This is a genomic window from Cupriavidus sp. WKF15 (genome assembly GCF_029278605.1).
Classification (GTDB): Bacteria; Pseudomonadota; Gammaproteobacteria; order Burkholderiales; family Burkholderiaceae; genus Cupriavidus.
Window position 1 is genome coordinate 301635 of the sequence record NZ_CP119572.1, and the last position, 22351, is coordinate 323985.

The window sequence follows — 22351 nt, forward strand, 5'->3', positions numbered from 1 at the left end:
CTCACTCAGGGGAGGAGAGACCACTGAATGGGACGCGAAGTCCAGAGTTATCGCAACGCCAACACGAGCCGTACCATGACCCTCCTCTGCGTCAACAACATCGAAGTCATCTACGATCACGTGATCCTGGTGCTCAAGGGCGTGTCGCTCGAAGTGCCGGAGGGCAAGATCGTGGCCCTGCTGGGGGCCAACGGCGCGGGCAAGACCACCACGCTCAAGGCCATCTCCAACCTGCTGCACGCGGAGCGCGGCGACGTCACCAAGGGCTCGGTCGAATACCGCGGCGACCGCGTCGACCAGCTCACGCCGAACGATCTCGTCAGGCGAGGCGTGATCCAGGTGATGGAGGGCCGGCACTGCTTCGCCCACCTCACCATCGAGGAAAACCTGCTGACCGGCGCCTATACGCGCGGCCTGTCGCGCGGCGAGACGCGTGAGGAGCTGGAGAAGATCTATGACTACTTCCCGCGCCTGAAGACGCGCCGCAAATCGCAGGCGGGCTACGCCTCGGGCGGCGAGCAGCAGATGTGCGCGATCGGCCGGGCCATGATGGCCAAGCCCGCGATGATCCTGCTGGACGAGCCGTCGATGGGTCTCGCGCCGCAGATCGTTGAGGAGATCTTCGAGATCGTGCGCGACCTCAACACGCGCGAGAAGGTCAGCTTCCTGCTGGCCGAGCAGAACACCATGGTGGCGCTGCGCTACGCCGACTATGGCTACATCCTCGAGAACGGCCGCGTGGTGATGGACGGCGACGCCGAGTCGCTGCGCACCAACGAGGACGTCAAGGAGTTCTACCTTGGCGTGGCCGCCAATGATGCGGACGGCGCGGCGCGCAAGTCGTTCCGGGATGTGAAGAGCTATCGCCGAAGAAAGCGCTGGCTCGCATAAGAGATGCCGATTGTGTTCCCTCTCCCATCATGGGGAGAGTGGAGCAGTGCGCGCTGTATCCACCGACCTTATTCGTCGTATCCAACCATGCCCGAATACTTCGATTCGCTCGAAACCCGTGCGCCGGAAATCCGCGAGCAGGCGCTGATGGCCGCGCTCGCGCGCCAGGTCGCCCATGCCAGGACGCACGCGCCATACTTTGCCGAGGCGCTGCGCGACGCAGACCCGGCCGCGCTGACTTCGCGCGACGCGCTGGCCGCATTGCCGGTGACGCGCAAGTCGGACCTGAGCGCGCGGCAGAAGGCCATGCCGCCGCTGGGCGGACTCAATGCCACGCCGGTCGGCGGGCTGCGCCACATCTTCCAGTCGCCGGGCCCGATCCACGAACCGGACGGCCACGCTGCCGACTGGTGGCGCATCGCCCGCGCCATGTTCGCCGCCGGCTTCCGCTCGGGCGAGCTGGTTTACAACACCTTTTCCTATCACTTCACGCCGGCCGGCATGATGATGGAGACCGGTGCGCACAAGCTGGGCTGCTGTGTGTTCCCGGCAGGCGTCGGGCAGACCGAGTCGCAGGTGCAGGCGCTGGCCAGCCTGCAGCCATCGGCCTACGCGGGCACGCCGTCGTTCCTCAAGCTGCTGCTCGAGCGCGGCGCGGAAATGGGCCTGCCATGCCACAGCCTGTCCAAGGCGCTGGTCTCGGGCGAGGCGCTGCCGCCTTCGCTGCGCGGCTGGTTCCAGGAGCGCGGCATCCGCGTGCAGCAGATGTATGGCACGGCCGATGTCGGCCTGATCGCCTATGAAACCGAAGGCGGCGACGGCTGGGTCGTCGACGAAGGCGTGCTGGTCGAGATCGTCGAGCCGGGCGGCACGCGGCCGATGCCGGAAGGCGAGACCGGCGAGGTGGTGGTCACGGTGCTCGGCAACGGCGACTATCCGCTGATCCGCTTCGGCACCGGCGACCTGTCGGCCATCGTCACCGATTCCTCGCACCGCGCCAGCCCCTGCGGGCGCACCAATATCCGCCTCAAGGGCTGGCTGGGCCGCGCCGACCAGACCACCAAGGTCAAGGGCATGTTCGTGCATCCGGGCCAGGTGGCCGATGTGCTGCGCCGCCATCCGGAGATCCGCGCCGCGCGGCTGGTCGTGACCGGCACCATGGGCGCCGACGTGATGACGCTGCATTGCGACGCCGCGCGCGACGATGATGGCTTGCGCCAGGCCGTGGCGGAGTCGCTGCGTGAGGTGATGCGCCTGCGCGGCGAGGTGGCCTTCGTGGCGTCGGGGTCGCTGCCGCAGGACGGCAAGGTGATCGAGGACGCGCGCCGCTACGACTAGCGGATCAGTTCCCGTGCCCGCCCGGTGGCCGGGTGGGCAGGCGCAGCATCCAGATACTCACCGCCGCCGCACACGCAATCAGCGCCGCCGACGCCAGCGGCCGGGCGCGCATGAACCAGGCGGTGGCGCCCATCGACGTCCACATCATCACCAGCGCCAGGCACTTCGCGCGCAGCGGGATGCTGTGATGGCGCTGCCAGTCGCTGACCAGCGGGCCGAAGCGCGGATGCTCGAGCAGCCAGCCGTGAAAGCGTTCGGAGCCGCGCGCGAAGCAGGCCGCGGCGAGCAGCACGAACGGCGTGGTCGGCAGCACCGGCAGGAAGATGCCGATGATGCCGAGCAAAAGACTGATCGCCCCCAGTGCGACCCACATCGCGCGCAGCAACCGCTGCCGTCGGCACAGTACGACCGTGGCGGCAGGTTCGGACGTGTCACGCTGCAGGGACGTCAATGGCGGCAAGCGCGCTCAGCGCGCAATACCCAGCCGCGCCTTGGCCGCGTCGTACTCGCCCTTCATGCGCGCGATGATCTCGCCGGCAGGCACGATATCGTGGATCTGGCCCACACCTTGCCCGGCACCCCAGATGTCCTTCCAGGCCTTGGTCTTGGAGCTGCCGCTGGAGAAGTCCATCTTGCTCTTGTCGGCCACGGGCAGGTTCTCCGGGTCCAGGCCCGCACCCACGATGCTTTCGCGGATGTAGTTGCCGTGCACGCCGGTGAACAGGTTGGTGTAGATGATGTCGGCGGCTGCCGAGTCGGTGATCGAGCGCTTGTACGACTCGCTCGCGTGCGCTTCCTGCGTGGCGATGAAGCGCGTGCCCACGTAGGCGAAGTCGGCGCCCATGGCCTGCGCGGCCAGCACGGCGTCGCCGGTGGCGATCGAGCCCGACAGCGCGATGGGACCGTCGAAGATCTTGCGCACCTCGCCGACCAGCGCGAACGGCGACAGCATGCCGGCATGGCCGCCAGCGCCGGCAGCCACCAGGATCAGGCCGTCCACGCCGGCTTCCAGCGCCTTCTCGGCGTGGCGCAGGCTGATCACGTCGTGCAGCACGATGCCGCCGTAGCTGTGCACGGCGTCGATCATCTCCTTCATCGGCGCGCGCAGCGAGGTGATGAAGATAGGCACCTTGTGGTCGACGCAGACCTTGATGTCATGTTCGAGCCGCGCGTTCGACGCATGCACGATCTGGTTCACCGCGATCGGGCCGACCGGCTTGCCGGGATTCGCGGCCTTGAAGCTGGCCAAGTCTTCCTGCATCTGCGTGAGCCATTCGTCGAGCAGCTCCGCCGGCCGGGCGTTCAGTGCCGGGAACGAGCCGACGATGCCGGCCTTGCACTGCGCCAGAACCAGTTCCGGGTAGCTGACGATGAACATCGGCGAGGCGATGACGGGAAGAGCCAGGTTTTGCAAAACCTGAGGCAGTTGTCGGGCGGCGGGCATGGTGTCTCCTGAACCACGTGCGGGCGCCGGTGGCGCCCTGAAATGAACGGTCGTTCGATTATAGGGATTTTCAGATTGACGAGGCTAGAGCCGTCAATCTACGCCATTTCCGGGAATCGTCGGTTCCGACGAGGCCTGTCGGACGAGTCGGCCGCAAGAATCGCGTCAGGTACGCAAGCGGTTGCCGCTTCGCACGGCGGCCCGACAACCTCATGGAGACAGTCATGCCCGCAGCCAGCCGCCGCACTTTTGCCATCCGATCAGCCGTCCTCTGCCTTGCCGGCATGCTGCCGTGCCTGGCCGGCGCGCAGTCCGCGGGCAGCTATCCCGCGCGGCAGGTCCGGCTGGTGGTGCCGTATCCGCCGGGCGGGCCGACCGACACCGGGTCGCGCATCATCGGCCAGAAGTTGAGCGAGGCGCTGGGCCAGCCGGTGGTGATCGACAACCGGCCCGGAGCATCGGGCACTATCGGCGCGGAAGCGGTGGCGCGCAGCGCGCCAGATGGCTACACGCTGCTGGTCATGACCAACCCCACGCTGCTGGCGCCGCATCTCACGCATCGCAAGAGCTACGACCTGTTCAAGGATTTCACGCCGGTGGCGTCGGCCTATGACCTGCCCATCGTCATGGTGGTCAATCCGAAGGCCCTGCCGGACGTGACCACGCTGCCGCAATACATCGCCTACGCCAAGGCCCACCCCGGCTCCAACAATTACACCAGCGCCAGCAACGGCAGCTTCGGCCATATCTCGACGGAGCTGCTCAAGAGCCTGGGCCATTTCGATGCGCAGCACGTGCCGTACAAGGGCAGCGCGCCGGCCATGGCGGATGTACTGGCGGGACAGGTGCCGATGATGTTCTCTGACATGACCGCGGCGCTGCCCCATATCAAGGCCGGCAAGCTGCGCCCGCTCGCGGTGGGCTCGGCGCGGCGCGTGAGCTTGGCGCCGGATGTGAAGACCATCGCGGAACAGGGCTTCCCGGGGTTCGACGCGACTTCGTGGGCTGGCATCGTGGCGCCGGCCGGCACGCCGCCGGATATCGTCGCGAAGCTCAACGGGGATCTGAAGCGCGTGCTGGCCGACCCGGTCGTGCAGGAAAAGCTCCAGGGTGCCGGCACGCTGGCCGCCTACATGCCGCCCGAGCAGTTTGCCGCGCGCATGCGGGATGAGTACAGGAAGTGGGGCAAGGTGATCGAGGACAACGGTATCCGCGCTGATTGACCAACCCTCTCCGCGTGGCGCTCAGGCGTCACGCGCCAGCGTGCGCAGGTTCTGGGCCGGATCGGCCAGCACGTCGCGGTCAACGCGAGCCCGCTTGCCGATCAACGTCTTCGCATTGCGAATATCGCGCCCTTGGTTGACCGCAATCGCCGCGGCCAGCGCGCCTTCGGCGTCCAAGCCGAACAGCATGCACGGCGGCTGGTCCAGCGCACCGCGCACGATCCACTCCTGTGCCGCGGGATCTCCGGCGAACTGGATATTGAGACCGCACTGGTCGGTCCAGAACCACGGCGCGGCGGACTCGACGGGCGCCAGGCCAAGCATCGCGCGCGCGGCCGTCACGGCCTGCTGGTTCGCGTTTTCCCACGTCTCACGACGCACGTGGCAGTCGCTGTCCGCATGCCATTGGCTGGTGACATCACCGGCCGCATAGATCCCCGCCGCAGAGGTGCGGCATTGGGCGTCGACCACGATGCCGTTGTCGACGGCAAGGCCGGCTGCTCGCGCAAGCGTGGTCTCCGGTTCGACGCCGATGCCATAGACCACGGCGTCGCCGGCGATGCGCGTGCCGTCCTGCAGCGTGAGGACGATGTCGCCGTCTTCGCGCGCTGCCTGCGCAAGCGGCACGCCAAGATGCAGCACCACGCCCCGCGCGCGGTGAACCTCGCACAGGTGGCGGTTCAGCACGGGCGGCGAGCACCGCATCATCGCGAGCGGCGCCTGTTCGATCACCGTTGCCTGCGCGCCAAGGTCGGTGGCGCTCGATGCAAGCTCCAGGCCGATCACGCCGGCGCCTACCAGCAGCACGCGCTGGCCGGGACGCAGCACCGGCAGCAGCCGGCGCGCATCGTCGAGCGTGCGCAGCGTATGGACGCCGTCGCCAAGCGCATCCAGCATTGGCAGCCGGCGCACGCGCGCGCCGGTGGCCAGCAGCAAGCTGTCGAACGCGATCGTCTCGCCGTTGCCTAGCGTGACGGTGCGCGCGTCCTTGTCTATCGACGTGACGGCGATGCCAAGCCGCAACTCGATACCGTGCTGCGCATAGAAGCCGTCGGCGTGGATCGTACAGCGGGCGGTGTCCGGCTGCAGCAGGACGTCCTTCGACAGCGGCGGACGCTCATACGGGACATGCGGCTCTTCCCCGACGAGGACAAGCCGGCCTGCGAAGCCTTGTTGCCGCAGCTCGGCAGCCGCGACCGCGCCGGCCTGTCCGGCGCCGACGATGACGATGGTGGAAGCCGTCATGGCGCTTTGCCTCCGTTACAAATGCAGGCCGCCCGCCGCGTGGCGGATGCCGCGGATGCCGAGCCCCGCGTCGGCGTTGATCATCACGCCGCTCAGCACGCGGTTGTTGGCGCGCGACGCGAGCAGCACGAACGGGCCGGTGAAGTCCGACGGTTCGGGGAAAAACTGCAGCGGCAGAATGCTGGCGATGGCCTGCGGCGTACGCGAGTCCATGATGCGCAGCGTGTCCTGGCCGAGCGCGGCGGGGCCGCGCAGGTCGCTGGCCATGCCGCACGGGCCCACGCCGTTGACGCGCACCTTGGGCGCGAGCTCATACGCCAGCTGCCGGATCAGCCCGACTGCCGCGTGCTTGCTCGCGGTATAGAGGGGGCCGCCGCCACCCGGGTAGAAGGAAGAGTTCGACAGCGTGAAGATCATGCTGCCTTCGGAAGCAATCAACGCCCGCGACGCTGCCTTGGCGCCGAGCAGGTAGCCTTTCACATTGATCGAGAACAGTTCGCCGAAGCCGCTGTCGAGCTGTTCGGGCGACAGGTCGACCAGCGTGGAAGCGTGATCCCAGACGGCGGCATTGCCGATGAAGGTGTCGAGCTTGCCGAAGGCTTCCAACGCCGCGGAAACGGCACGTTCATTGTCGGTGTACGAGGTCACGTCACCCTGGACTGCGACAACCTTCGAGCCGAAGCGCTCGCGCAGCGCGGCAACCTTTTCCGCCGAGCGTTCCAGCACGGCGACACGAGCGCCTTCGCCGATGAAGCGCTCGACCAGCGCGTGGCCTAGCCCCGAGCCGCCGCCGGTGATCAGCGCGACCTGGTCTTCCAGCCAGCGGGGATTCGTCATGCCGCCTCCCGCACGTCGACATAGACCGCCCCGTCGACCAGCGTGACGGGAAAGGTCCGCAGCGGCTCCGTGGCGGGCTGGCACAGCGCGGTGCCGGTCTTCAGGCAGAAGCGCGCGGCATGCAGCGGGCATTCCACGGTGGCGTCATCCTCGACGTAGCCTTCTGACATCGAGGCATTGCCGTGGCTGCAGCGGTCGTTCAGCGCATAGAGCTCGCCACCGACACGGAATACTGCGATGGCGGCTTCCGGGCCATCGACCTTGATGGCTTCGCCGTCGGACAGGTCTTCGTCCTGGCACACAAAGATACGGGTCATGATCAGAACAGCACGCTAAGGTTGTGGGACGACAGCACCGCCTGGTCGAGCGTGATCTCGCGGCGGCAGACCTGCCAGCCGGCGGGGCCGCCGGCGCGGCGCACACGGTCGACGCGGCTGCCGACGTAGAAGGTTTCATCGCGCTCCTTCTGCGAGCGATAGAGCAGATAGCTCAGGCGGACCTCGTACTCGTCCGCGGTATCGGCCTGGTCGGCTGGCCGTACCTGCAGGTTCGCGATGATGTGCCGCGTGCGCGACGGCGGCTCTTCGGCCCACGCCATGCCGGTTTCGAGCCGCGCGATGCGGCGTTCGAGCTGGGCATGCGTGTCATTGAAGATCCACGTCGTCGGCGGCTGCACGCCGCGGCGGCGGTCGCGCGTCTGCGCATTGACGGTGGTGCGCATGGTGTAGCGGATGTCTTCCGACAGCAGCCCAAGCCAGTCGCGGAACTGCCAGTCGTCGAGCAGGGCGGCCTCGTGGTAGAGGAACTGCGCGATCTCGTGATGGAGTTCCAGCGGGACGGAGAAACGGCGGACTTCTGCGACGGCATTCATTTCAGCACCTCGGCTTCATACTGCGCGGTGCGCGACTGCACTTCGTCCCAGGTGTCCGACCTTAGCAGGTCTGCCCAGCGCCGGTACATGCCGCGCGCGGCGGTCTCCGAGAAGATGTAGTTGGTCATGCCCGGAATGCCGTCTTCACGCACGCGCTCGTTGCCGAGTCCCATTTCCAGGCACAGGCGGGTCTTCTTTGCGCGCGAGCCGCGCAGCACTTTCTGCACCTCGACCCAGTTCTCGGAGTCGTCCTGCTCCAGGAAGCCGGCCGGGCCGAACGCCCGCGTCGCGCTGCGCTCGAACGCGGCCTTCACTTCGTCGGACGCGTCCTTGTCGGCAATGCAGAACGCCCACACCTCGACCTGGTTCGGGCCGCGCGGATGCCACACGCGCAGCGTCGCGGTGCCGTTGAGCCACGACATGGTCGGGAACAGGTTGTTGTGACCCGCGAGCCGCAGTGCGCGCACCTTGCCGAGCCGCGCTTCGGCTTCCGGGTACGTGTCGCGGAAGTACTGGGACACCGCACCGTCGACCCACACGTTCGCATCGGGCTGCTCGGTGAAGAAGAAGCCGCTGCCGTGGCCCGCCTGGCCATACTGCAGAGCGTCCTTTGCGGTTTCCCACACGGGGCGTGCGGTCTGTCCGGCGCCCAGCGCCTTGTCGTCGCTGTCGCCCTTCGCGCCAAGCACCTGCACTGCCGACGCGTGCGAGAACAGCGCGTGGTACTGGTCGCTGGCGAACTGCTCGGCGGGGAACTTCCAGTTGCAGTCGATCACCCACTTGTGCACGCCGCCGATGATCTCGGTGCCGCCCTCGCGACGGTCGAGCACGCCGTCGAGATACCAGGCGATATCGCCCATATAGGTCTCGAGGTCCGGCGCGGACGCGTCCCAGTTACCGAACACCAGGCCCTTGTACACTGCCACGCGCGTGACTTCCTGCAGGCCCCATTTTTCCTTGCACAGGCCGTGCGGATAGGCGCGCGGCTCGAGCGGGACTTCGATCAGCGCGCCATCGACGCCATAGGACCAGCCGTGGTAAGGGCAGGTGAAGGCGCGCGTGTTGCCGGAATCGGCGAAGCTCACGCGCATCGAGCGGTGCCGGCACTGGTTGAGGAAGGCCTTGATCGAGCCATCCTTCTGGCGCACCACCACCACCGGGTCTTCGCCCATATAGGTGTTGAAGAAATCGCCGGCCTTGGGGATCTGGCTGACGTGCGCGAGGAACAGCCAGCAACGGCCGAAGATCCGTTCCAGCTCCAGGTCGTAGATGTCGGGGTCGGTGTAGATGGATGACGCGACGCGGCCATTGCGCGCGTCCACCAGCGCATCGAAATCGATGTTCGCGGACATGAATGTCTCCTTTCTGGTAGGCATCCCGTTGCGGGAATTTCCGCAAATAATCGTTGCCCGTGCCCGCGAAGTGAAATATTTTGTTTGTTGGCTATAAGACGTCAGAGCAATAACTCAGAGCATGGAACTCCGACACCTGCGCTACTTCATCGCCGTTGCGGATGAACTCAGTTTCACCCGGGCGGCGGAACGGCTGCATACCGCGCAGCCGTCGCTGAGCCAGCAGATTCGCAATCTGGAGGACGAAATCGGCACCCCGCTGCTGGAGCGCACGCGGCGCAAGGTGGAGCTGACTGAAGCCGGCCGGGTCTTCCTGGCCGAGGCGCGGCTGATCGTCGCGCACGCCGACCGCGCGGTCGAGCGGGCACGCCAGGTGGGCCAGCAGGCCGGGGCGACGGTGACCATCGGCTTCGTGCCCGCGGCGGAGATACGGGTGTTCCCAGCCATCCTGCCGCGGCTGCGGCTGCAGTTCCCGAACGTGAATGTCGAGCTGCGCAGCATGCCGACGCATGAACTTGAGCAGGCCTTGCTGCAGGGAGAGGTCGATGTCGCCTTCATGCGCGATCCGGTGCATTCGGCTGCGCTGACGCGCGAGGTCGTGCTGGTCGAGCCGCTGATCGTGCTGCTGCCGTCCGCACATCCACTTGCGAAACTGGATCGCATTCCCCCGGCGAAGCTTGCCGGCGAGCCGTTCATCAGCACGCATCCGCAGTACTCGGGGCAAGTCCATACGGCGGCACAGGGCTTCTTCATCCAACACAAGCTGCAGTGCAACGTCGCGCAGGTTGCGACCAATATCCTGTTGAACCTGAATCTTGTCGGGATGGGGTTGGGCTATGCGCTGTTGCCGGAGTACGCGGCTTCACTGACCAGCAACGCGATCTGCGCCCGGCCGCTGGAGGGGGCGCCGCCGCATGTCGAACTGCTGATGGTGTCGCGCGCGGAACCGCATTCGGCGGAACTCGACGGACTGCTTGCGCTCGTGCGGCAGCATGTGGCGTCGATGTGAGGGGGGCGGGGCTTTGTTGAGAAGGTCTGACCGGCGAATGGCGGCCTACCTGCCGCTGGCCTCCAGCGCCTCGACCATCTCCTTTGCTGCCTGCTGCAACTCCGGAACAAAGCGCCGCGTCGCCTCCGCCGCACTGATTGCCTGCTGCAGGTAAATCACATTGAGGCTCGCCAGTACACGGCCCTCGGCCTGAATGGCGACGGCCACGGCGCCGATCTTGCGCTGATCGGACCAGTCGCCCTGATTGGAGCCAAAGCCGTCCTTGCGCGTCTGCCGGATGAGGTTGCGGATAAAGGCATCGTCATGCGCGAGCTTGAACTGCTGTTCGCCGCCAGCGCCGGAACGCAGGACTTCGAGAATGTCTTCGCGCTCGGCATCCGGGCACATCGAGAAATACACGCGACCGGCGGCGGTCAGCAGCATCGGCAGGCGCCGGCCCACCATGGAACGGTGAAACGACAGCGGGCTGAACCGGTGCGTGGTCTCGCGGATGATCATGGCGTCGCCGTCGGGCGTGGTCAGGTCGGATGGCCAGACCACGCGCTGCATCAGCCGCCCCATGATCGGCGGCGCGACGGTGGCGATGCGTTCGTCGTCGGTGAAGCCTTCGCTGAGCGCCCGTACTTCCAGCGTCAGGCGAAAGCTGTCGTCGGACGTACTGCGCCGCACGAACCCTTCTTCGACCAGCGTCTCCAGCAAACGTCGCACCGTGGTCCGGTGCAGGCCAGTCGCCTCGCTGAGCTGCTGGCTGGTGGCGCGGCCATTTTCCATGGCGTTGAGTGCCCGCAGCACCTGCAGGCCACGTGACAGCCCTCGCACGTTCGCGTATTTGTTCACAAAAAATCCTTATAAATCAAAGATGTGCACTCTTTGCACATTTTAGAGAAAATTTTGAGCGCGCGCCGCCCGATGCCTAGACTCCTCTCAAAATCGCAAATTCAACGGAGACGCCCCCCATGTCCTGCCTGATCCGTCGCCAGCGCCACCGCTGCGGCGCCTGACCGGCAGCCGGCTGCGCCGGCCGCCCACTTCCATTTCATCGCGGCACAGCCAGCACGCGCCGTTCCGGCGCGGGGGGGCACTCATGCCTTGCAAGTAGGAGACCTATGAACACCACGGCTACGCAGACGGCGCACACAGACCGTCTTCCCGATGTCGAAACCGACGTCGCCATCATCGGCGCCGGCCCGGTCGGGCTGATGATCGCCAATATTCTCGGCCTCCAGGGCGTGCGCGTCACGATCGTCGAGAAGCTGGACCAGCTCATCGACTATCCGCGCGCCATCGGCCTCGACGATGAAGCGCTGCGCGTGTTCCAGGCCGTAGGGCTCGCCGACACGCTGCTGCCGCACACCACGCCTGACCACTGGATGCGCTTTGTCACGAAGGACGGCCATTGCTTCGCGTCGATCGAACCGCGCACCGACGAGTTCGGCTGGTCGCGCCGCAACGCGTTCATCCAGCCGCTGGCGGACCGGGTGCTGTACGAGGGGCTGCAACGCTTCGGGCACGCCCAGGTCCTGTTCGGCCATGGCGTCGATGCCTTCACGCAGGACAGCGCCGGCGTGAGCATCGAGGTGACTACCAGCGGCGGCCAGCGCCGCACGATCCGCGCGGCCTACATGGTCGGCGCGGATGGCGGCAACAGCCTGGTGCGCCGCGTGCTGCAGGTGCCTTTCGAAGGCCGCACCAAGCCGAACCAGTGGATCGTCGTCGACGTGCGCAACGACCCGGTAGGCTCGCCGCACATCTACCTGCACTGCGATCACGAGCGCCCCTATGTCTCGGCCGCGCTGCCGCACGGCATCCGCCGCTTCGAGTTCATGGTGATGCCGGGCGAGACCGAAGAGGCGCTGTCGAAGCCGGAGAATATGGCCGCGCTGATCCGCAAGGTGGTGGCCGATCCGGACAAGGTCGACTACATCCGCAAGCGTGTCTATACGCACAACGCGCGGCTCGCCTCGACTTTCCGTGTCGAACGCGTGCTGCTGGCCGGCGATGCCGCGCACATCATGCCGGTGTGGCAGGGGCAGGGCTACAACAGCGGCATCCGCGATGCCAACAACCTCGGCTGGAAGCTGGCGATGGTCGCCAAGGGCCAGGCCGATGCGCGCCTGCTCGACACCTACACCGCCGAGCGCCGCGCCCATGCGCGTTCGATGATCCACCTGTCCGAAGTGGCTGGCGACATCTTCGCCCCGACCACGCGCTTCGGCGCGCGCTTCCGCGATGCCTTCGTGCGCAGCTTCAACCTGCTGCCGTCGGTCAAGCGCTACTTCGTCGAGATGCGCTTCAAGCCGATGCCGCGCTACGAGGAGGGCGTGGTGCTGCAGCCGCCGCCGCAGGCGCGCGGTGGCTGGCTGGCACGCGTGCTGGAACGCTCCGGCAATTCCGCGCCGGGCCGCCTGCTCGGCCTGATGAGCGAGAAGCGCGATTCGTTCCTCGGCCGCCTGGTCTATGGCGAGGATCCGCTGGCCGGCTCTCCCGTGGGCCGCATGTTTATCCAGCCGCGCGTGCGCACCAGCGATGACCGCCTGACCCTGCTCGACGACGCGATCGGCAACCACTTTGCCGTGATCGGCTGGGGCACCGACCCGACCTTTGGCCTGACGCCGCAGGCCCGCGCCATTGCCGAGCAGGCTGGCATGCGCTTCGTGCTCGCCAAGCCCGACGTGCAGCTGCGCCATGCCGGCGACGTGCCCGAGGGCGTGATCGCGATCGGCGATGCCGGCGGCCGCCTGAAGGAGTGGTTCAGCCGCCTGCCGCAATCGGTGGTGCTGCTGCGCCCGGACCGCTTTGTCGCCGGTGTGTGCTCGCCGCAGGAGGTATCGGCGGCCATCACCGAACTGGCCGGCAAGCTCGGCATGAGCCAGGTGCCGCCGTATGCGGGCGCCTCCAGTCCTTCCACGGCGTCGCGCCCGGCACGCGAGCCCATCACCGTTACCCAAGCAGCAGGAGCATGAGGATGCCGATTCACCTGGAATGTCTGTCGCACACGCCGTTGCACGGCTATGTCGACCCCGCGCCCGAAGTCGTCGCCGAGGTCGGGCGCGTACAGGCCGCGGCGCGCGAGCGCATACGCGCGTTCGATCCCGAACTGGTCGTCGTGTTTGCGCCGGACCACTTCAACGGCTTCTTCTATGACGTCATGCCGCCGTTCTGCGTCGGTGCGGCAGCCACGGCCATCGGCGACTTCAGGAGCCTGGCCGGCAAGTTGCCGGTACCCGCGGACCTGGCGCAGTCGCTGGCCGAAAGCGTGATGGCCGCGGAGATCGATGTCGCGCTGTCGTACCGGATGCAGGTCGACCACGGCTGCGCCGATGCGCTCGCCGTGCTCACTGGCGGGCTGGACCGCTACCCGGTCATCCCCGTGTTCATCAACTCGGTGGCGCCGCCGATGGCCACGCTGCGCCGCGCGCGTCTGCTCGGCGACGCGGTCGGCCGCTTCCTGTCGCGCACCGGCAAGCGCGTGCTGGTGGTCGGCTCCGGCGGCATCTCGCACGAACCGCCGGTGCCGGAACTGGCTGGCGCCAGCGAGGAAGTCGCGGAGCGGCTGATCGCCGGGCGCAACCCGTCGGCCGAATCGCGCGCCGCGCGCCAGGCGCGTACCGTTGCTGCCGCCAGGGCGTTCGTCGCCGGCGACAGCCACCTGCATCCGCTCAATCCGGAGTGGGACCGCGCCTTCCTGGCCTTGCTCGCCTCGGGCGAACTCACGGCTGTCGACGGCATGACCAACGACGCCATTACGCGCGACGGTGGCAAATCGGCACACGAGATCCGCACGTGGGTAGCAGCGTTCGGCGCGCTGGCCGCGTACGGACCGTACCGCGCATCGCTCGACTTCTACCGCGCCATTCCCGAGTGGATCGCGGGCTTCGCCACCATGCATGCCGAGCCGCGCGCCGCGCTCGCGGCGGCCGCCCGACCCGATCAAGGAGAAAACCGATGACAGACCGGAACCTCGTCAACGACATCGCCGCGCGCCTGCGCGGCGCCGAGGCCTCGCGCCAGACCATTGCGCCGGTGCGCGGGGAGATCGCGCTCGAAGACATTGCCACGGCCTATGCCGTGCAGCAGGCCAACGTCGACGCGCGCCTCGCCCAGGGCGAGCGCATCGTCGGCCGCAAGATCGGCCTGACCTCGCTGGCGGTGCAGAAGCAACTCGGCGTCGACCAGCCGGACTTCGGCGCATTGTTCGCGAGCATGGCCTATGGCGACAGCCAGCCGATGCCGCTGTCGCGCCTGATCCAGCCGAAAGTCGAAGCGGAAATCGCGCTGGTGCTGGAGCGCGACCTGACGCAAGAGCGGCATACCTTTGCCGACATCCTTCGTGCCAGCGCCTATGCGCTCGCGGCCATCGAGGTGGTCGACAGCCGCATCGAGGGCTGGAACATCCGCTTTGTCGACACCGTGGCCGACAACGCGTCGAGCGCGCTGTTCGTGCTCGGCAGCCGCCCGGTGCCGCTCTCCGCAATCGACCTGGCCGCGTGCGCGATGACGCTCTCGCGCGAAGGCGAAGTGCTGTCGCGCGGAAACGGCGCGGCCTGCCTCGGCAATCCGCTCAACGCGGCGGTATGGCTGGCGGACCGCATGGTGCAGCTCGGCACGCCGCTGCGCGCAGGTGACGTGGTGCTGACCGGCGCGCTCGGCCCGATGGTTGCCGTCACCGAGTCCGGCACCTACACGGCAGAGATCGAAGGACTGGGCAGCGTGCGCGCGACGTTCGCCGCATAAGCCGGGACATCACACGGCTTGCGCGCTGGATATGAAGGCGCGCGCGGCCTGAGCACTGCTGTAAGACCGGCTGGCGGCGTGCGTTGCCACGCCACCGAACTTGCCTGCCTGCGCAAGGGCCGCCGCGAAGAGCGGCTCGCAGGGTGACTGGAGACTACCAATGAACACGTTTCAAACTCACGGCGCCGACGCGCGCGGCACGAAAGGCAGCATCGCCACGATTGGCCTGTGCCTGGCCATCGCCTTGCTGGAAGGACTCGACCTGCAGTCGGCCGGCGTGGCCGCACCGCGCATCGCGAAGGAGTTCTCGCTGTCGGTGGCACAGATGGGCTGGGCCTTCAGTGCCGGCGCCATCGGCCTGCTGCCGGGCGCCGCGCTTGGCGGGCGCCTGGCTGACCGCCTCGGCCGCAAGCGCGTGCTGATGCTGTCGGTGGCGCTGTTCGGCGCATTCTCGCTGGCGACGACCACGGTGTGGAGCTTCGAAAGCCTGCTGGTCGCGCGCCTGCTGACGGGCCTGGGCCTGGGCGCCGCCATGCCGAACCTGATCGCGCTGTGCTCGGAAGCGGCGTCGCCCGCGCAGCGCAGCACCGCCGTGGGCGCGATGTACTGCGGCATGCCGTTTGGCGCCGCACTGGCTGCCGCCATCGGCATCGTCAGTCCGGGCGACGAGGGCTGGCGGCACATCTTCTATGTGGGCGGGTTCGGGCCGCTGCTGATGGTCCCGCTGCTTGCGCTGTGGCTGCCCGAGTCGGCGCAGTTCGTCGAGGCGAAGGCGCAAGTGACCAGGCGCGCGGAGCCTGGCTTTGTCGAAGCACTCTGTGGCAGCAGCCGTACGCGCACCACGCTCGCGCTGTGGATCAGCTACCTGGGCACGCTCATCGTGCTGTATTTCCTGATGAACTGGCTGCCGTCGATGGTGCTGTCCAATGGCCTGACGCGCGTGCAGGCCGGCGTCGCCATGATGATGTTCAACCTCGGCGGCGGCATCGGCGCGGTCGGCATCGCCAGCGTGATGGACCGCTTCAGCCCGCGCCTTACGGTGGTGGGCATGTACGTGGGGATCGCGGCCGCGCTGGCCGGGCTCGCCGGGGCGGGCGGCAGCCTGTCGATGGCATGGGGCGCGTTCTTCTGCGGCCTGTTCCTGGTGGGCGGCCAGTCGGTGCTGTATGCGCTGGCCGGGCAGGCTTATCCGACCGAAGTCCGCGGCACCGGCGTGGGCGCGGCGGTCGCGGTCGGCCGGCTTGGCTCGATCCTCGGGCCGCTCGTTGCCGGGCAGCTGTTCGCGCTGGGCCAGAGCGCATCGATGCTGGTCGCAGCCAGCATTCCGCTGATCGTCGTCGCGGCAGTCGCCGCGCTGGCGGTGGTGGGTTCATTCACGCCGCGCCGGACGACCGGTGCGACCGTGCCGGGCGGTCGCCGCGCCTGAGCGTGCGCACGGTCGGCACACATTCCATTCAGTACAGATTCAGTCGAGCAAGGAAGATCATCATGCAAGCCACTGCACAAGCCATCACCGAAGCCAGCACGAGCCGGTTCGTCACCGTGAAGGATGGCGACACCGAGTTCCGCATCCACTGCAACGACACCGGCTCCGGCTCCGGTGCCGAGACCGTCGTCATGCTGCACGGCTCGGGTCCGGGCGCGACCGGCTGGGCCAACTTCAACCGCAACGTCGAGCCGCTGGTTGCAGCAGGCTACCGCGTGCTGCTGGTCGACTGCCCGGGCTGGGGCAAGAGCGACCCGGTGGTCAACACGGGTTCGCGCTCGGAACTCAACGCCCGCGTGCTCAAGGGCGTGCTCGATGCGCTCGACATCGAGCGCGTGCATATCCTCGGCAACTCGATGGGCGGCCACAGCGCGGTGGCGTTCGCGTTGGCCAATCCGCAGCGCGTCGGCAAGCTCGTGCTGATGGGCGGCGGCACCGGCGGCCCGAGCCTGTTCGCGCCGATGCCGACCGAAGGCATCAAGCTGCTCAACGGCCTGTACCGCGAGCCGACCATCGAGAACCTGAAGCGCATGATGAATGTGTTCGTCTATGACGCCAGCTCGCTGACAGACGACCTGATGCAGGCGCGGCTGGACAATATGCTCGCGCGGCGGGATCACCTGGAGAACTTCGTCAAGAGCCTGGCGGCGAATCCGAAGCAGTTCACGGACTACGGTCCGCGCCTCGGCGAGATCGCCGCGCCGACGCTGGTGATCTGGGGGCGTGATGACCGGTTCGTGCCGATGGACGTCGGCTTGCGGCTGATCGCCGGTATCCCGAATGCGCAGATGCATATCTTCGGCCGCTGCGGGCACTGGGCGCAGTGGGAGCATGCGGAGGCGTTCAATCGGATGGTGGTGGATTTCCTGGGGGAGTGAGCTGAGTTCCCCGGGATCCGGACCGCCTTCTCCGGACTCCCTCGTCGAACCTCATTGCATGAACAGAGGATGCTGAAACACGTCATGAAGTGCTGAAATCGAGACGTTAGGCACTTCCCCATTCGGAAACGAGTCATACGTGGGAGAGAGAGTGTGAGGAGGCGATATGACGCGCCCATCCCCCCAAGGCTGCCCAGCCAATGCCAGGTCCGTTATCTGTTTGCGCCACGCCACCGTTTGCGCACTCGCCGGCATGGGGCTGGCCGTCTCGGTCCCCGCTGCCGCCAAGGTGGAAGGCGACACCCTTATCCTCGGGGCTGCGGTCTCGCTGACGGGCAAGTACTCTACCAACGGCAAGAACACGCAGGATGGCTACAACCTTGCCGTGAAGCGCGTCAACGAGATGGGCGGGGTCAAGGTCGGCGGCAAGGCCTACCAGCTGAAAGTCCTCTACTACGATGACGAATCGACCTCGGCACGGGGCGCGCAGCTGGCCGAGCGGCTGATCCGCCAGGACGGCGTGAAGTTCGTGCTGGGGCCCTACAGTTCCGGGCTGACCAAGGCCATGGCCCCGGTCACGGAGAAGTACAAGATTCCGATGGTCGAGGGCAACGGCGCGGACCGCAACCTGTTCACGCAGGGCTACCGCTATATGTTCGCGGTGCTCAATACCTCCGACTACTACCTGCGCGCCGCCATCAACCTTGCCGCGGAACAGGCACAACGCGCCGGCAAGTCGCCGAAGGGCCTGAAGGTTGCCATCGCCGTCGAGAACGACAACTTCTCGCAGGACGTGCGCGATGGCGTGGCCGAGGATGCGAAACGCCTGGGCATGCAGGTGTTGATCGACGAGAAGCTGCCGCCCGAACTGAACGACATGTCAGTCACGCTGGCCAAGGTGAAGGCGCTCAAGCCCGACATCCTGGTGGTATCAGGCCATGAAAAGGGCGCGGCGCTGGCAGTGCGCCAGGTGTCCGAGATGCGCATCGACGTGCCGATGCTGGCGCTGACCCACTGCGATTCCGCGCAGATCATCGAGAAGTTCGGCAAGCGTGCGGAGTACGCGGTGTGCGGTTCGCAATGGGACCGCGCGCTGGGTTACAAGGACCGTTGGTTCGGCACGGCCGACCAGTACGCGCAGCGCTTCGAGAAGGAGTACCACTACGAGGCGCCATACCAGGCGGCCGAGTCCAGCGCCGCGGTGTTGACCTTCGTAGACGCCTTCGAGCACGCCGGCTCGTTCGATACCGAGAAGGTCCGCGATGCACTGGCAGGGACCGACCTGATGACGTTCTACGGCCCGCTCAAGTTCGACCAGAGCGGCAAGAACGTTGCCAAGTCGATGGTGCTGTACCAGGTGCAGGACGGCAAGTTCAAGGTGGTCGCGCCGGCCAAGTGGGCGTCGTCGAAAGTCATCTATCCGGCACCGCCCTGGGAAAAGCGCGAGTAGTGGAGTAGTGGAGTTGTGAGCCGCTGCGCAGCGGCCTGACGCAAATGACCGACCTGACGGTGCTGCTCCAGAGCCCCGAACTGAATGCACAGCTCGTGGTGGATGGCCTGCTGGCCGGCGCGGTCTTCGCGCTGGCCGCCTATGGCATGGCGCTGGTCTGGGGCGTGATGAATCTCATCAACGTGGCGCAGGGCGAGCTGGTGATGGTGGGCGGCTATATGGTGATCTGGCTCGTCGGCCGGGGCGTGCCCGTGGCGCTGGCTGTGCCGCTTGCCGCGGCGGCGATGTATGGCGTGGGCTGGGGGCTTTACCGCATCGTCATCTTCCGGCTGGTCGAGCGCGATCTTTTTGTCTCGGTGCTGGCCACCTTCGGCGTGAGCATCGTGCTGCAGCAGCTTGCCAACCTGGTCTTTGGCGCGAATGTGCGCACGCTGGACGCGGGCTTCGGCAGCCTGTTCCTGCCGGGCGGACTGGTGGTGCCGAAGATAAAACTCGCGGCGTTTGCCGCGGCGCTCGCGCTGGGCGCCGCGCTGATGCTGTTCCTGCGGCGCTCCCGCATGGGCCAGGCAATCCGCGCCACCGCGCAGAACGCGCGTGCCGCGCGCGTGCTGGGCGTGGACACGGATCGCATCTATGCCACTACCTTTGCCCTGAATGCCGCCATCTGCGGCGCGGCCGGCGGCCTTGTGGCAATGACCTGGATCATCCATCCGTACCTGGGCCTGCCCTATACCGTGCGCGCCTTCATGATCGTGGTGGTTGCCGGCCTGGGCAGCATGCTGCCGGTCCTTGGTGCCGCCGGCGGACTTGGCATCGCGGAGAACTACGCCGGCTTCCTGCTCGGCAGCCAGTACCAGACCGCCTTCCTTTATGCGCTGCTGGTAGCGATCCTGGTCGGCCGCAACCTGATGCTGCGCCGGCATCGAGGCTATCTGCGATGAAGCTGCATCTGCGCGGCGCACGCCGGCTCGAATCGGATGTCCCGGTGACCTCGGTCTCTCCGCTCGCCTGGCTGGCCATGCTCGCGGGCTGCGTCGGTGCGCTCGCCGCGCCGTGGCTGTTCGCCGGCATCACCACGCAGCTGACCTTCCTGTGGCTGATGGTGCTGTTCGCGCTGACGTGGGACGTGATGGGCGGGCAGATGGGTTACAACTCGTTCGGCAACATCGTCTTCTTCGGCGTGGGCGCCTATGTATGCGCGGTGGCGCAACGCGATCTCGGGCTTGGATACTTCGCTGGCCTGGCGGCCGGTACCGGGCTGGCGGCGCTGGCGGCGATCACGGTTGCGCTCGTGCTCGGGCCGGCGATCCTGGCGCTGCGCGGACACTATTTCGCCATCGGGACCCTGGGCCTGGGGGTCGCCTTTGCCGATGCCGCCGCCGGCTGGGATTTCATCGGCGCGGGATCGGGCATGGCGCTGCCCTTGTTCCCGGGCGCGGCCGGCAGCCGCGAGCCGTTCTACTACTACCTGATGCTGGCGCTGGCCATCGTTACGCTGCTGGCGCTGCGATGGCTCTACGCGCGTCCGTTCGGGCTCGCGCTCAACGCCATCCGTGACGACGAAGACAAGGCCGAGGCGCTAGGGCTGCATACCACGCGCTACAAGAACCTGGCCTGGTGCGTCTGCGCTCTCTTCCTCGGCATGGCGGGTGCACTGACGGGCAACCTGGTGGGCTTCATCGATCCGCGCGAGCTGGCGTTCGCCGGCGCCACGTTCGGGGTCTGGATGGTGGTGATGGCGATTCTGGGCGGCAAGGGTACGTTGTGGGGGCCGGTGATCGGCGCCGCGCTGTTCCACCTGACGCAGGAGCTGTTCTGGACGTACCTGCTGAACTGGCAGCGCGTGGCGCTGGGCGTGCTGATCGTGGTGATCGTGGTGCTGTTCCCGACCGGCATCATGGGCTGGCTGCGCGAGCTTGGCGTCAACCGCCGCCGCGTCAGGGGGAGTGCCGCGCCATGACCGACCTGCTCGCGGTGCGCGGTGTCACCAAGCGCTTCGGCGGCATCGTGGCCAACCATGGCATCTCCCTGGCGGTGCCGCAAGGCGGCATCGTGGGACTGATCGGGCCGAACGGCTCCGGCAAGACCACGCTTTTCAATTCCATCGTCGGCTACCACGCCATCGACGCAGGTTCGATCGTATTTGAGGGGCGCGAAATCTCGCGGCTGCGGGTACCGGAGATTGCGCGCCTGGGGCTGGTGCGCACGTTCCAGCAGACCCGGGTATTCGGCAAGATGAGCTGCCTGCAAAACCTGCTGGTCAGCGTGCCTCACGTGCACGAAGGCTTCGCCGCGATGTGCAGGCGGCAGCCGCCAGCGGTGAGGGAACGGGCCCGCGAGGTCCTGCTCCTGGCCGGCCTGCAGGACCATCAGGAACAGTGCGCCGCCGACCTGTCGTTCGGCCAGCAGAAGCTGCTCGAGATCGGCATGGCACTGATGAACGAACCGAAGCTGCTGCTGCTGGACGAACCGACCGCTGGCGTGAACCCGGTGATGATCGAGAGCCTGATCGCGCTGCTGCGCGACATCAATGCGCGGCTCGGCATCACGCTGCTGGTGATCGAGCACAATATGCGGGTCATGATGCAGCTGGCGGGCCACGTCTACTGCCTTGCGCATGGTGCGGTGCTGGCGCAGGGCTCGCCGGCGCGAATCACTGCCGACCGCGCGGTGATCGAGGCCTACCTGGGAACGCAACCGTGAGCGCGATCCACGATACGGCCCCGCCTATCGCGCCGCTGCATGCGGCGGCCGCCACGCTCGCCACCGCCATATCGCGGCCACCGCCGACCGTCGCGCAGCTCGAGCAGTTGGCCGGCGGCGCGCCGATGGTCGCGGTCGACGGCCTCGTGGCCGGCTACGGCGGCATGGAGATCCTGCACGGCTTCAGCCTGCGCGTGGCGCGCGGCGGCTCGCTCTGCCTGATCGGCCCGAACGGCGCGGGCAAGTCGACGGTGCTGCGCGCCATCTACGGCCTCGCCCGGGTCATGGCGGGCACGATCAGCGTGGACGGCAAGCCGGTCACGCACCTGCGCGCAGAGCAGAAGCTACGGCATGCGGGCGTGGCTTACGTGCTGCAGGAAAGCTCGATCTTTCCCGATATGACGGTCGAGGAAAACCTGCTGATGGGCGGGTACCTGATGCGCGACCCGCGCGACGCCGCGGCCGCGGCGGAGCGCATCTTCCAGCGTCACGGCGCTTTGGCGCAGCGCCGCAGCCAGCGCGCCAGCGTGCTCTCCGGTGGAGAGCGCAGGCTGCTGGAGATTTCGCGCGCGCTGATGATGGGCCCCGCCGTGCTGTTGGTCGACGAACCCTCGATCGGGCTTGAGCCGCGCTACATCGAGATGGTGTTCGAACTGCTGCGCCAGCTGCAGCAAGAGGAAGGCAAGACCATCATCCTGGTCGAACAGAATGCCCGCAAGGGGCTCGCTTTTGCCGACCTTGGCTATGTCCTGGTGGCCGGGCAGCTCGCCATGGCTGGCAGCGGCGCGGAGCTGGGCCATGATCCCGAGGTCGGCCGGCTGTTTCTCGGGGCCTGACAACGCGGTAAAAAAAAACGCCCCGCACAAGCGGGGCATCAACTACCACGAAGA

General features: G+C 67.2%; 22 protein-coding genes. 14 read left to right on the top strand and 8 right to left on the bottom strand.

Annotated features, from left to right (window positions below):
• Positions 1 to 75: 75 nt before the first annotated feature.
• Complete coding sequence (locus CupriaWKF_RS01420; protein ID WP_276099276.1) at positions 76 to 891, top strand: ABC transporter ATP-binding protein; 816 nt, start codon at positions 76 to 78, stop codon at positions 889 to 891.
• 87 nt (positions 892 to 978) lie between these two features.
• Complete coding sequence (locus tag CupriaWKF_RS01425; protein ID WP_276099277.1) at positions 979 to 2229, top strand: AMP-binding protein; 1251 nt, start codon at positions 979 to 981, stop codon at positions 2227 to 2229.
• Between the two features lie 4 nt (positions 2230 to 2233).
• Here CupriaWKF_RS01425 and CupriaWKF_RS01430 read toward each other — a convergent pair whose 3' ends face one another.
• Both CupriaWKF_RS01430 and CupriaWKF_RS01435 read right to left on the bottom strand, forming a co-directional pair.
• Positions 2234 to 2602 (bottom strand): YbaN family protein, encoded by a 369-nt coding sequence (locus tag CupriaWKF_RS01430; RefSeq protein WP_276100623.1) that lies wholly within the window; start codon positions 2600 to 2602, stop codon positions 2234 to 2236.
• A 93-nt stretch (positions 2603 to 2695) separates the two neighbouring features.
• Positions 2696 to 3673, bottom strand: coding sequence for a nitronate monooxygenase family protein (locus CupriaWKF_RS01435; RefSeq protein WP_276099278.1), 978 nt, complete (start codon positions 3671 to 3673; stop codon positions 2696 to 2698).
• A 224-nt stretch (positions 3674 to 3897) separates the two neighbouring features.
• Here CupriaWKF_RS01435 and CupriaWKF_RS01440 point away from each other — a divergent pair, with 224 nt between their 5' ends.
• Positions 3898 to 4896, top strand: coding sequence for a tripartite tricarboxylate transporter substrate binding protein (locus CupriaWKF_RS01440; RefSeq protein ID WP_276099279.1), 999 nt, complete (start codon positions 3898 to 3900; stop codon positions 4894 to 4896).
• Positions 4897 to 4917: 21 nt separating this feature from the next.
• Here CupriaWKF_RS01440 and hcaD read toward each other — a convergent pair whose 3' ends face one another.
• From hcaD to hcaE, 5 genes are read right to left on the bottom strand one after another with little or no spacing between them, the layout of a single operon-like run.
• Positions 4918 to 6141 (bottom strand): 3-phenylpropionate/cinnamic acid dioxygenase ferredoxin--NAD(+) reductase subunit, encoded by a 1224-nt coding sequence (gene hcaD, locus CupriaWKF_RS01445; RefSeq protein WP_276099280.1) that lies wholly within the window; start codon positions 6139 to 6141, stop codon positions 4918 to 4920.
• Positions 6142 to 6156: 15 nt separating this feature from the next.
• A complete protein-coding gene (gene hcaB, locus CupriaWKF_RS01450; RefSeq protein ID WP_276099281.1) occupies positions 6157 to 6978 on the bottom strand; it encodes a 3-phenylpropionate-dihydrodiol/cinnamic acid-dihydrodiol dehydrogenase in 822 nt (273 codons plus the stop codon).
• The gene (gene hcaC, locus CupriaWKF_RS01455; RefSeq protein ID WP_276099282.1) at positions 6975 to 7295 is read right to left on the bottom strand and encodes a 3-phenylpropionate/cinnamic acid dioxygenase ferredoxin subunit; all 321 of its coding nucleotides are present in this window, start codon (positions 7293 to 7295) and stop codon (positions 6975 to 6977) included. The genes hcaB and hcaC overlap by 4 nt, the downstream gene beginning before the upstream one ends.
• Positions 7296 to 7297: 2 nt before the next feature.
• Positions 7298 to 7849 carry a 3-phenylpropionate/cinnamic acid dioxygenase subunit beta gene (gene hcaF / locus CupriaWKF_RS01460; protein ID WP_276099283.1) on the bottom strand — a complete coding sequence of 184 codons (552 nt, stop codon included), beginning with the start codon at positions 7847 to 7849 and terminating at the stop codon, positions 7298 to 7300.
• Positions 7846 to 9201, bottom strand: a complete 1356-nt coding sequence (gene hcaE, locus CupriaWKF_RS01465; RefSeq protein WP_276099284.1) for a 3-phenylpropionate/cinnamic acid dioxygenase subunit alpha — start codon at positions 9199 to 9201, stop codon at positions 7846 to 7848. The genes hcaF and hcaE overlap by 4 nt, the downstream gene beginning before the upstream one ends.
• A 121-nt stretch (positions 9202 to 9322) precedes the next feature.
• Between hcaE and hcaR the strand changes: the two genes are divergently transcribed.
• Positions 9323 to 10210 (top strand): DNA-binding transcriptional regulator HcaR, encoded by an 888-nt coding sequence (gene hcaR / locus CupriaWKF_RS01470; protein ID WP_276099285.1) that lies wholly within the window; start codon positions 9323 to 9325, stop codon positions 10208 to 10210.
• Positions 10211 to 10255: 45 nt separating this feature from the next.
• Here hcaR and CupriaWKF_RS01475 read toward each other — a convergent pair whose 3' ends face one another.
• Positions 10256 to 11047, bottom strand: a complete 792-nt coding sequence (locus CupriaWKF_RS01475; RefSeq protein WP_276099286.1) for a DNA-binding transcriptional regulator — start codon at positions 11045 to 11047, stop codon at positions 10256 to 10258.
• Positions 11048 to 11316: 269 nt separating this feature from the next.
• Between CupriaWKF_RS01475 and CupriaWKF_RS01480 the strand changes: the two genes are divergently transcribed.
• From CupriaWKF_RS01480 to CupriaWKF_RS01525, 10 genes are all read left to right on the top strand, one after another.
• Positions 11317 to 13173, top strand: a complete 1857-nt coding sequence (locus tag CupriaWKF_RS01480) for a bifunctional 3-(3-hydroxy-phenyl)propionate/3-hydroxycinnamic acid hydroxylase (protein WP_276099287.1) — start codon at positions 11317 to 11319, stop codon at positions 13171 to 13173.
• 2 nt (positions 13174 to 13175) lie between these two features.
• A complete protein-coding gene (locus CupriaWKF_RS01485) occupies positions 13176 to 14159 on the top strand; it encodes a 3-carboxyethylcatechol 2,3-dioxygenase (protein WP_276100625.1) in 984 nt (327 codons plus the stop codon).
• Entirely contained in the window at positions 14156 to 14944 is a 789-nt protein-coding gene (gene mhpD / locus CupriaWKF_RS01490) for a 2-keto-4-pentenoate hydratase (protein ID WP_276099288.1), read from the top strand. Before CupriaWKF_RS01485 ends, mhpD begins: the two co-directional genes overlap by 4 nt.
• Positions 14945 to 15104: 160 nt before the next feature.
• On the top strand, positions 15105 to 16370 hold the full coding sequence (gene mhpT / locus CupriaWKF_RS01495) for a 3-(3-hydroxy-phenyl)propionate transporter MhpT (RefSeq protein WP_276099289.1): 1266 nt from the start codon (positions 15105 to 15107) through the stop codon (positions 16368 to 16370).
• A 62-nt stretch (positions 16371 to 16432) separates the two neighbouring features.
• Positions 16433 to 17308 carry an alpha/beta fold hydrolase gene (locus tag CupriaWKF_RS01500; protein ID WP_276099290.1) on the top strand — a complete coding sequence of 292 codons (876 nt, stop codon included), beginning with the start codon at positions 16433 to 16435 and terminating at the stop codon, positions 17306 to 17308.
• 166 nt (positions 17309 to 17474) lie between these two features.
• Complete coding sequence (locus tag CupriaWKF_RS01505; protein WP_276099291.1) at positions 17475 to 18758, top strand: amino acid ABC transporter substrate-binding protein; 1284 nt, start codon at positions 17475 to 17477, stop codon at positions 18756 to 18758.
• 44 nt (positions 18759 to 18802) lie between these two features.
• Positions 18803 to 19699: a branched-chain amino acid ABC transporter permease gene (locus CupriaWKF_RS01510; RefSeq protein WP_276099292.1), complete on the top strand. Its 897-nt coding sequence runs from the start codon at positions 18803 to 18805 to the stop codon at positions 19697 to 19699.
• The gene (locus tag CupriaWKF_RS01515; protein ID WP_276099293.1) at positions 19696 to 20718 is read left to right on the top strand and encodes a branched-chain amino acid ABC transporter permease; all 1023 of its coding nucleotides are present in this window, start codon (positions 19696 to 19698) and stop codon (positions 20716 to 20718) included. The genes CupriaWKF_RS01510 and CupriaWKF_RS01515 overlap by 4 nt, the downstream gene beginning before the upstream one ends.
• Positions 20715 to 21461 (top strand): ABC transporter ATP-binding protein, encoded by a 747-nt coding sequence (locus tag CupriaWKF_RS01520; protein WP_276099294.1) that lies wholly within the window; start codon positions 20715 to 20717, stop codon positions 21459 to 21461. Before CupriaWKF_RS01515 ends, CupriaWKF_RS01520 begins: the two co-directional genes overlap by 4 nt.
• Positions 21458 to 22297, top strand: coding sequence for an ABC transporter ATP-binding protein (locus CupriaWKF_RS01525; RefSeq protein WP_276099295.1), 840 nt, complete (start codon positions 21458 to 21460; stop codon positions 22295 to 22297). The genes CupriaWKF_RS01520 and CupriaWKF_RS01525 overlap by 4 nt, the downstream gene beginning before the upstream one ends.
• The last annotated feature ends 54 nt before the right edge of the window (positions 22298 to 22351 follow it).

Excerpts from the sequence above, each read along its gene's own strand:
- hcaR (WP_276099285.1), top strand. The coding sequence starts at position 9,323 with ATGGAACTCCGACACCTGCGCTACTTCATCGCCGTTGCGGATGAACTC.
- CupriaWKF_RS01505 (WP_276099291.1), top strand. The coding sequence starts at position 17,475 with ATGACGCGCCCATCCCCCCAAGGCTGCCCAGCCAATGCCAGGTCCGTT.
- mhpD (WP_276099288.1), top strand. The coding sequence starts at position 14,156 with ATGACAGACCGGAACCTCGTCAACGACATCGCCGCGCGCCTGCGCGGC.
- mhpT (WP_276099289.1), top strand. The coding sequence starts at position 15,105 with ATGAACACGTTTCAAACTCACGGCGCCGACGCGCGCGGCACGAAAGGC.
- CupriaWKF_RS01435 (WP_276099278.1), bottom strand. The coding sequence starts at position 3,673 with ATGCCCGCCGCCCGACAACTGCCTCAGGTTTTGCAAAACCTGGCTCTT.
- hcaD (WP_276099280.1), bottom strand. The coding sequence starts at position 6,141 with ATGACGGCTTCCACCATCGTCATCGTCGGCGCCGGACAGGCCGGCGCG.
- CupriaWKF_RS01480 (WP_276099287.1), top strand. The coding sequence starts at position 11,317 with ATGAACACCACGGCTACGCAGACGGCGCACACAGACCGTCTTCCCGAT.
- CupriaWKF_RS01430 (WP_276100623.1), bottom strand. The coding sequence starts at position 2,602 with ATGTGGGTCGCACTGGGGGCGATCAGTCTTTTGCTCGGCATCATCGGC.
- CupriaWKF_RS01425 (WP_276099277.1), top strand. The coding sequence starts at position 979 with ATGCCCGAATACTTCGATTCGCTCGAAACCCGTGCGCCGGAAATCCGC.
- CupriaWKF_RS01510 (WP_276099292.1), top strand. The coding sequence starts at position 18,803 with ATGACCGACCTGACGGTGCTGCTCCAGAGCCCCGAACTGAATGCACAG.
- CupriaWKF_RS01420 (WP_276099276.1), top strand. The coding sequence starts at position 76 with ATGACCCTCCTCTGCGTCAACAACATCGAAGTCATCTACGATCACGTG.
- CupriaWKF_RS01515 (WP_276099293.1), top strand. The coding sequence starts at position 19,696 with ATGAAGCTGCATCTGCGCGGCGCACGCCGGCTCGAATCGGATGTCCCG.
- hcaC (WP_276099282.1), bottom strand. The coding sequence starts at position 7,295 with ATGACCCGTATCTTTGTGTGCCAGGACGAAGACCTGTCCGACGGCGAA.
- CupriaWKF_RS01485 (WP_276100625.1), top strand. The coding sequence starts at position 13,176 with ATGCCGATTCACCTGGAATGTCTGTCGCACACGCCGTTGCACGGCTAT.
- CupriaWKF_RS01440 (WP_276099279.1), top strand. The coding sequence starts at position 3,898 with ATGCCCGCAGCCAGCCGCCGCACTTTTGCCATCCGATCAGCCGTCCTC.
- CupriaWKF_RS01520 (WP_276099294.1), top strand. The coding sequence starts at position 20,715 with ATGACCGACCTGCTCGCGGTGCGCGGTGTCACCAAGCGCTTCGGCGGC.
- hcaE (WP_276099284.1), bottom strand. The coding sequence starts at position 9,201 with ATGTCCGCGAACATCGATTTCGATGCGCTGGTGGACGCGCGCAATGGC.
- hcaF (WP_276099283.1), bottom strand. The coding sequence starts at position 7,849 with ATGAATGCCGTCGCAGAAGTCCGCCGTTTCTCCGTCCCGCTGGAACTC.
- CupriaWKF_RS01500 (WP_276099290.1), top strand. The coding sequence starts at position 16,433 with ATGCAAGCCACTGCACAAGCCATCACCGAAGCCAGCACGAGCCGGTTC.
- hcaB (WP_276099281.1), bottom strand. The coding sequence starts at position 6,978 with ATGACGAATCCCCGCTGGCTGGAAGACCAGGTCGCGCTGATCACCGGC.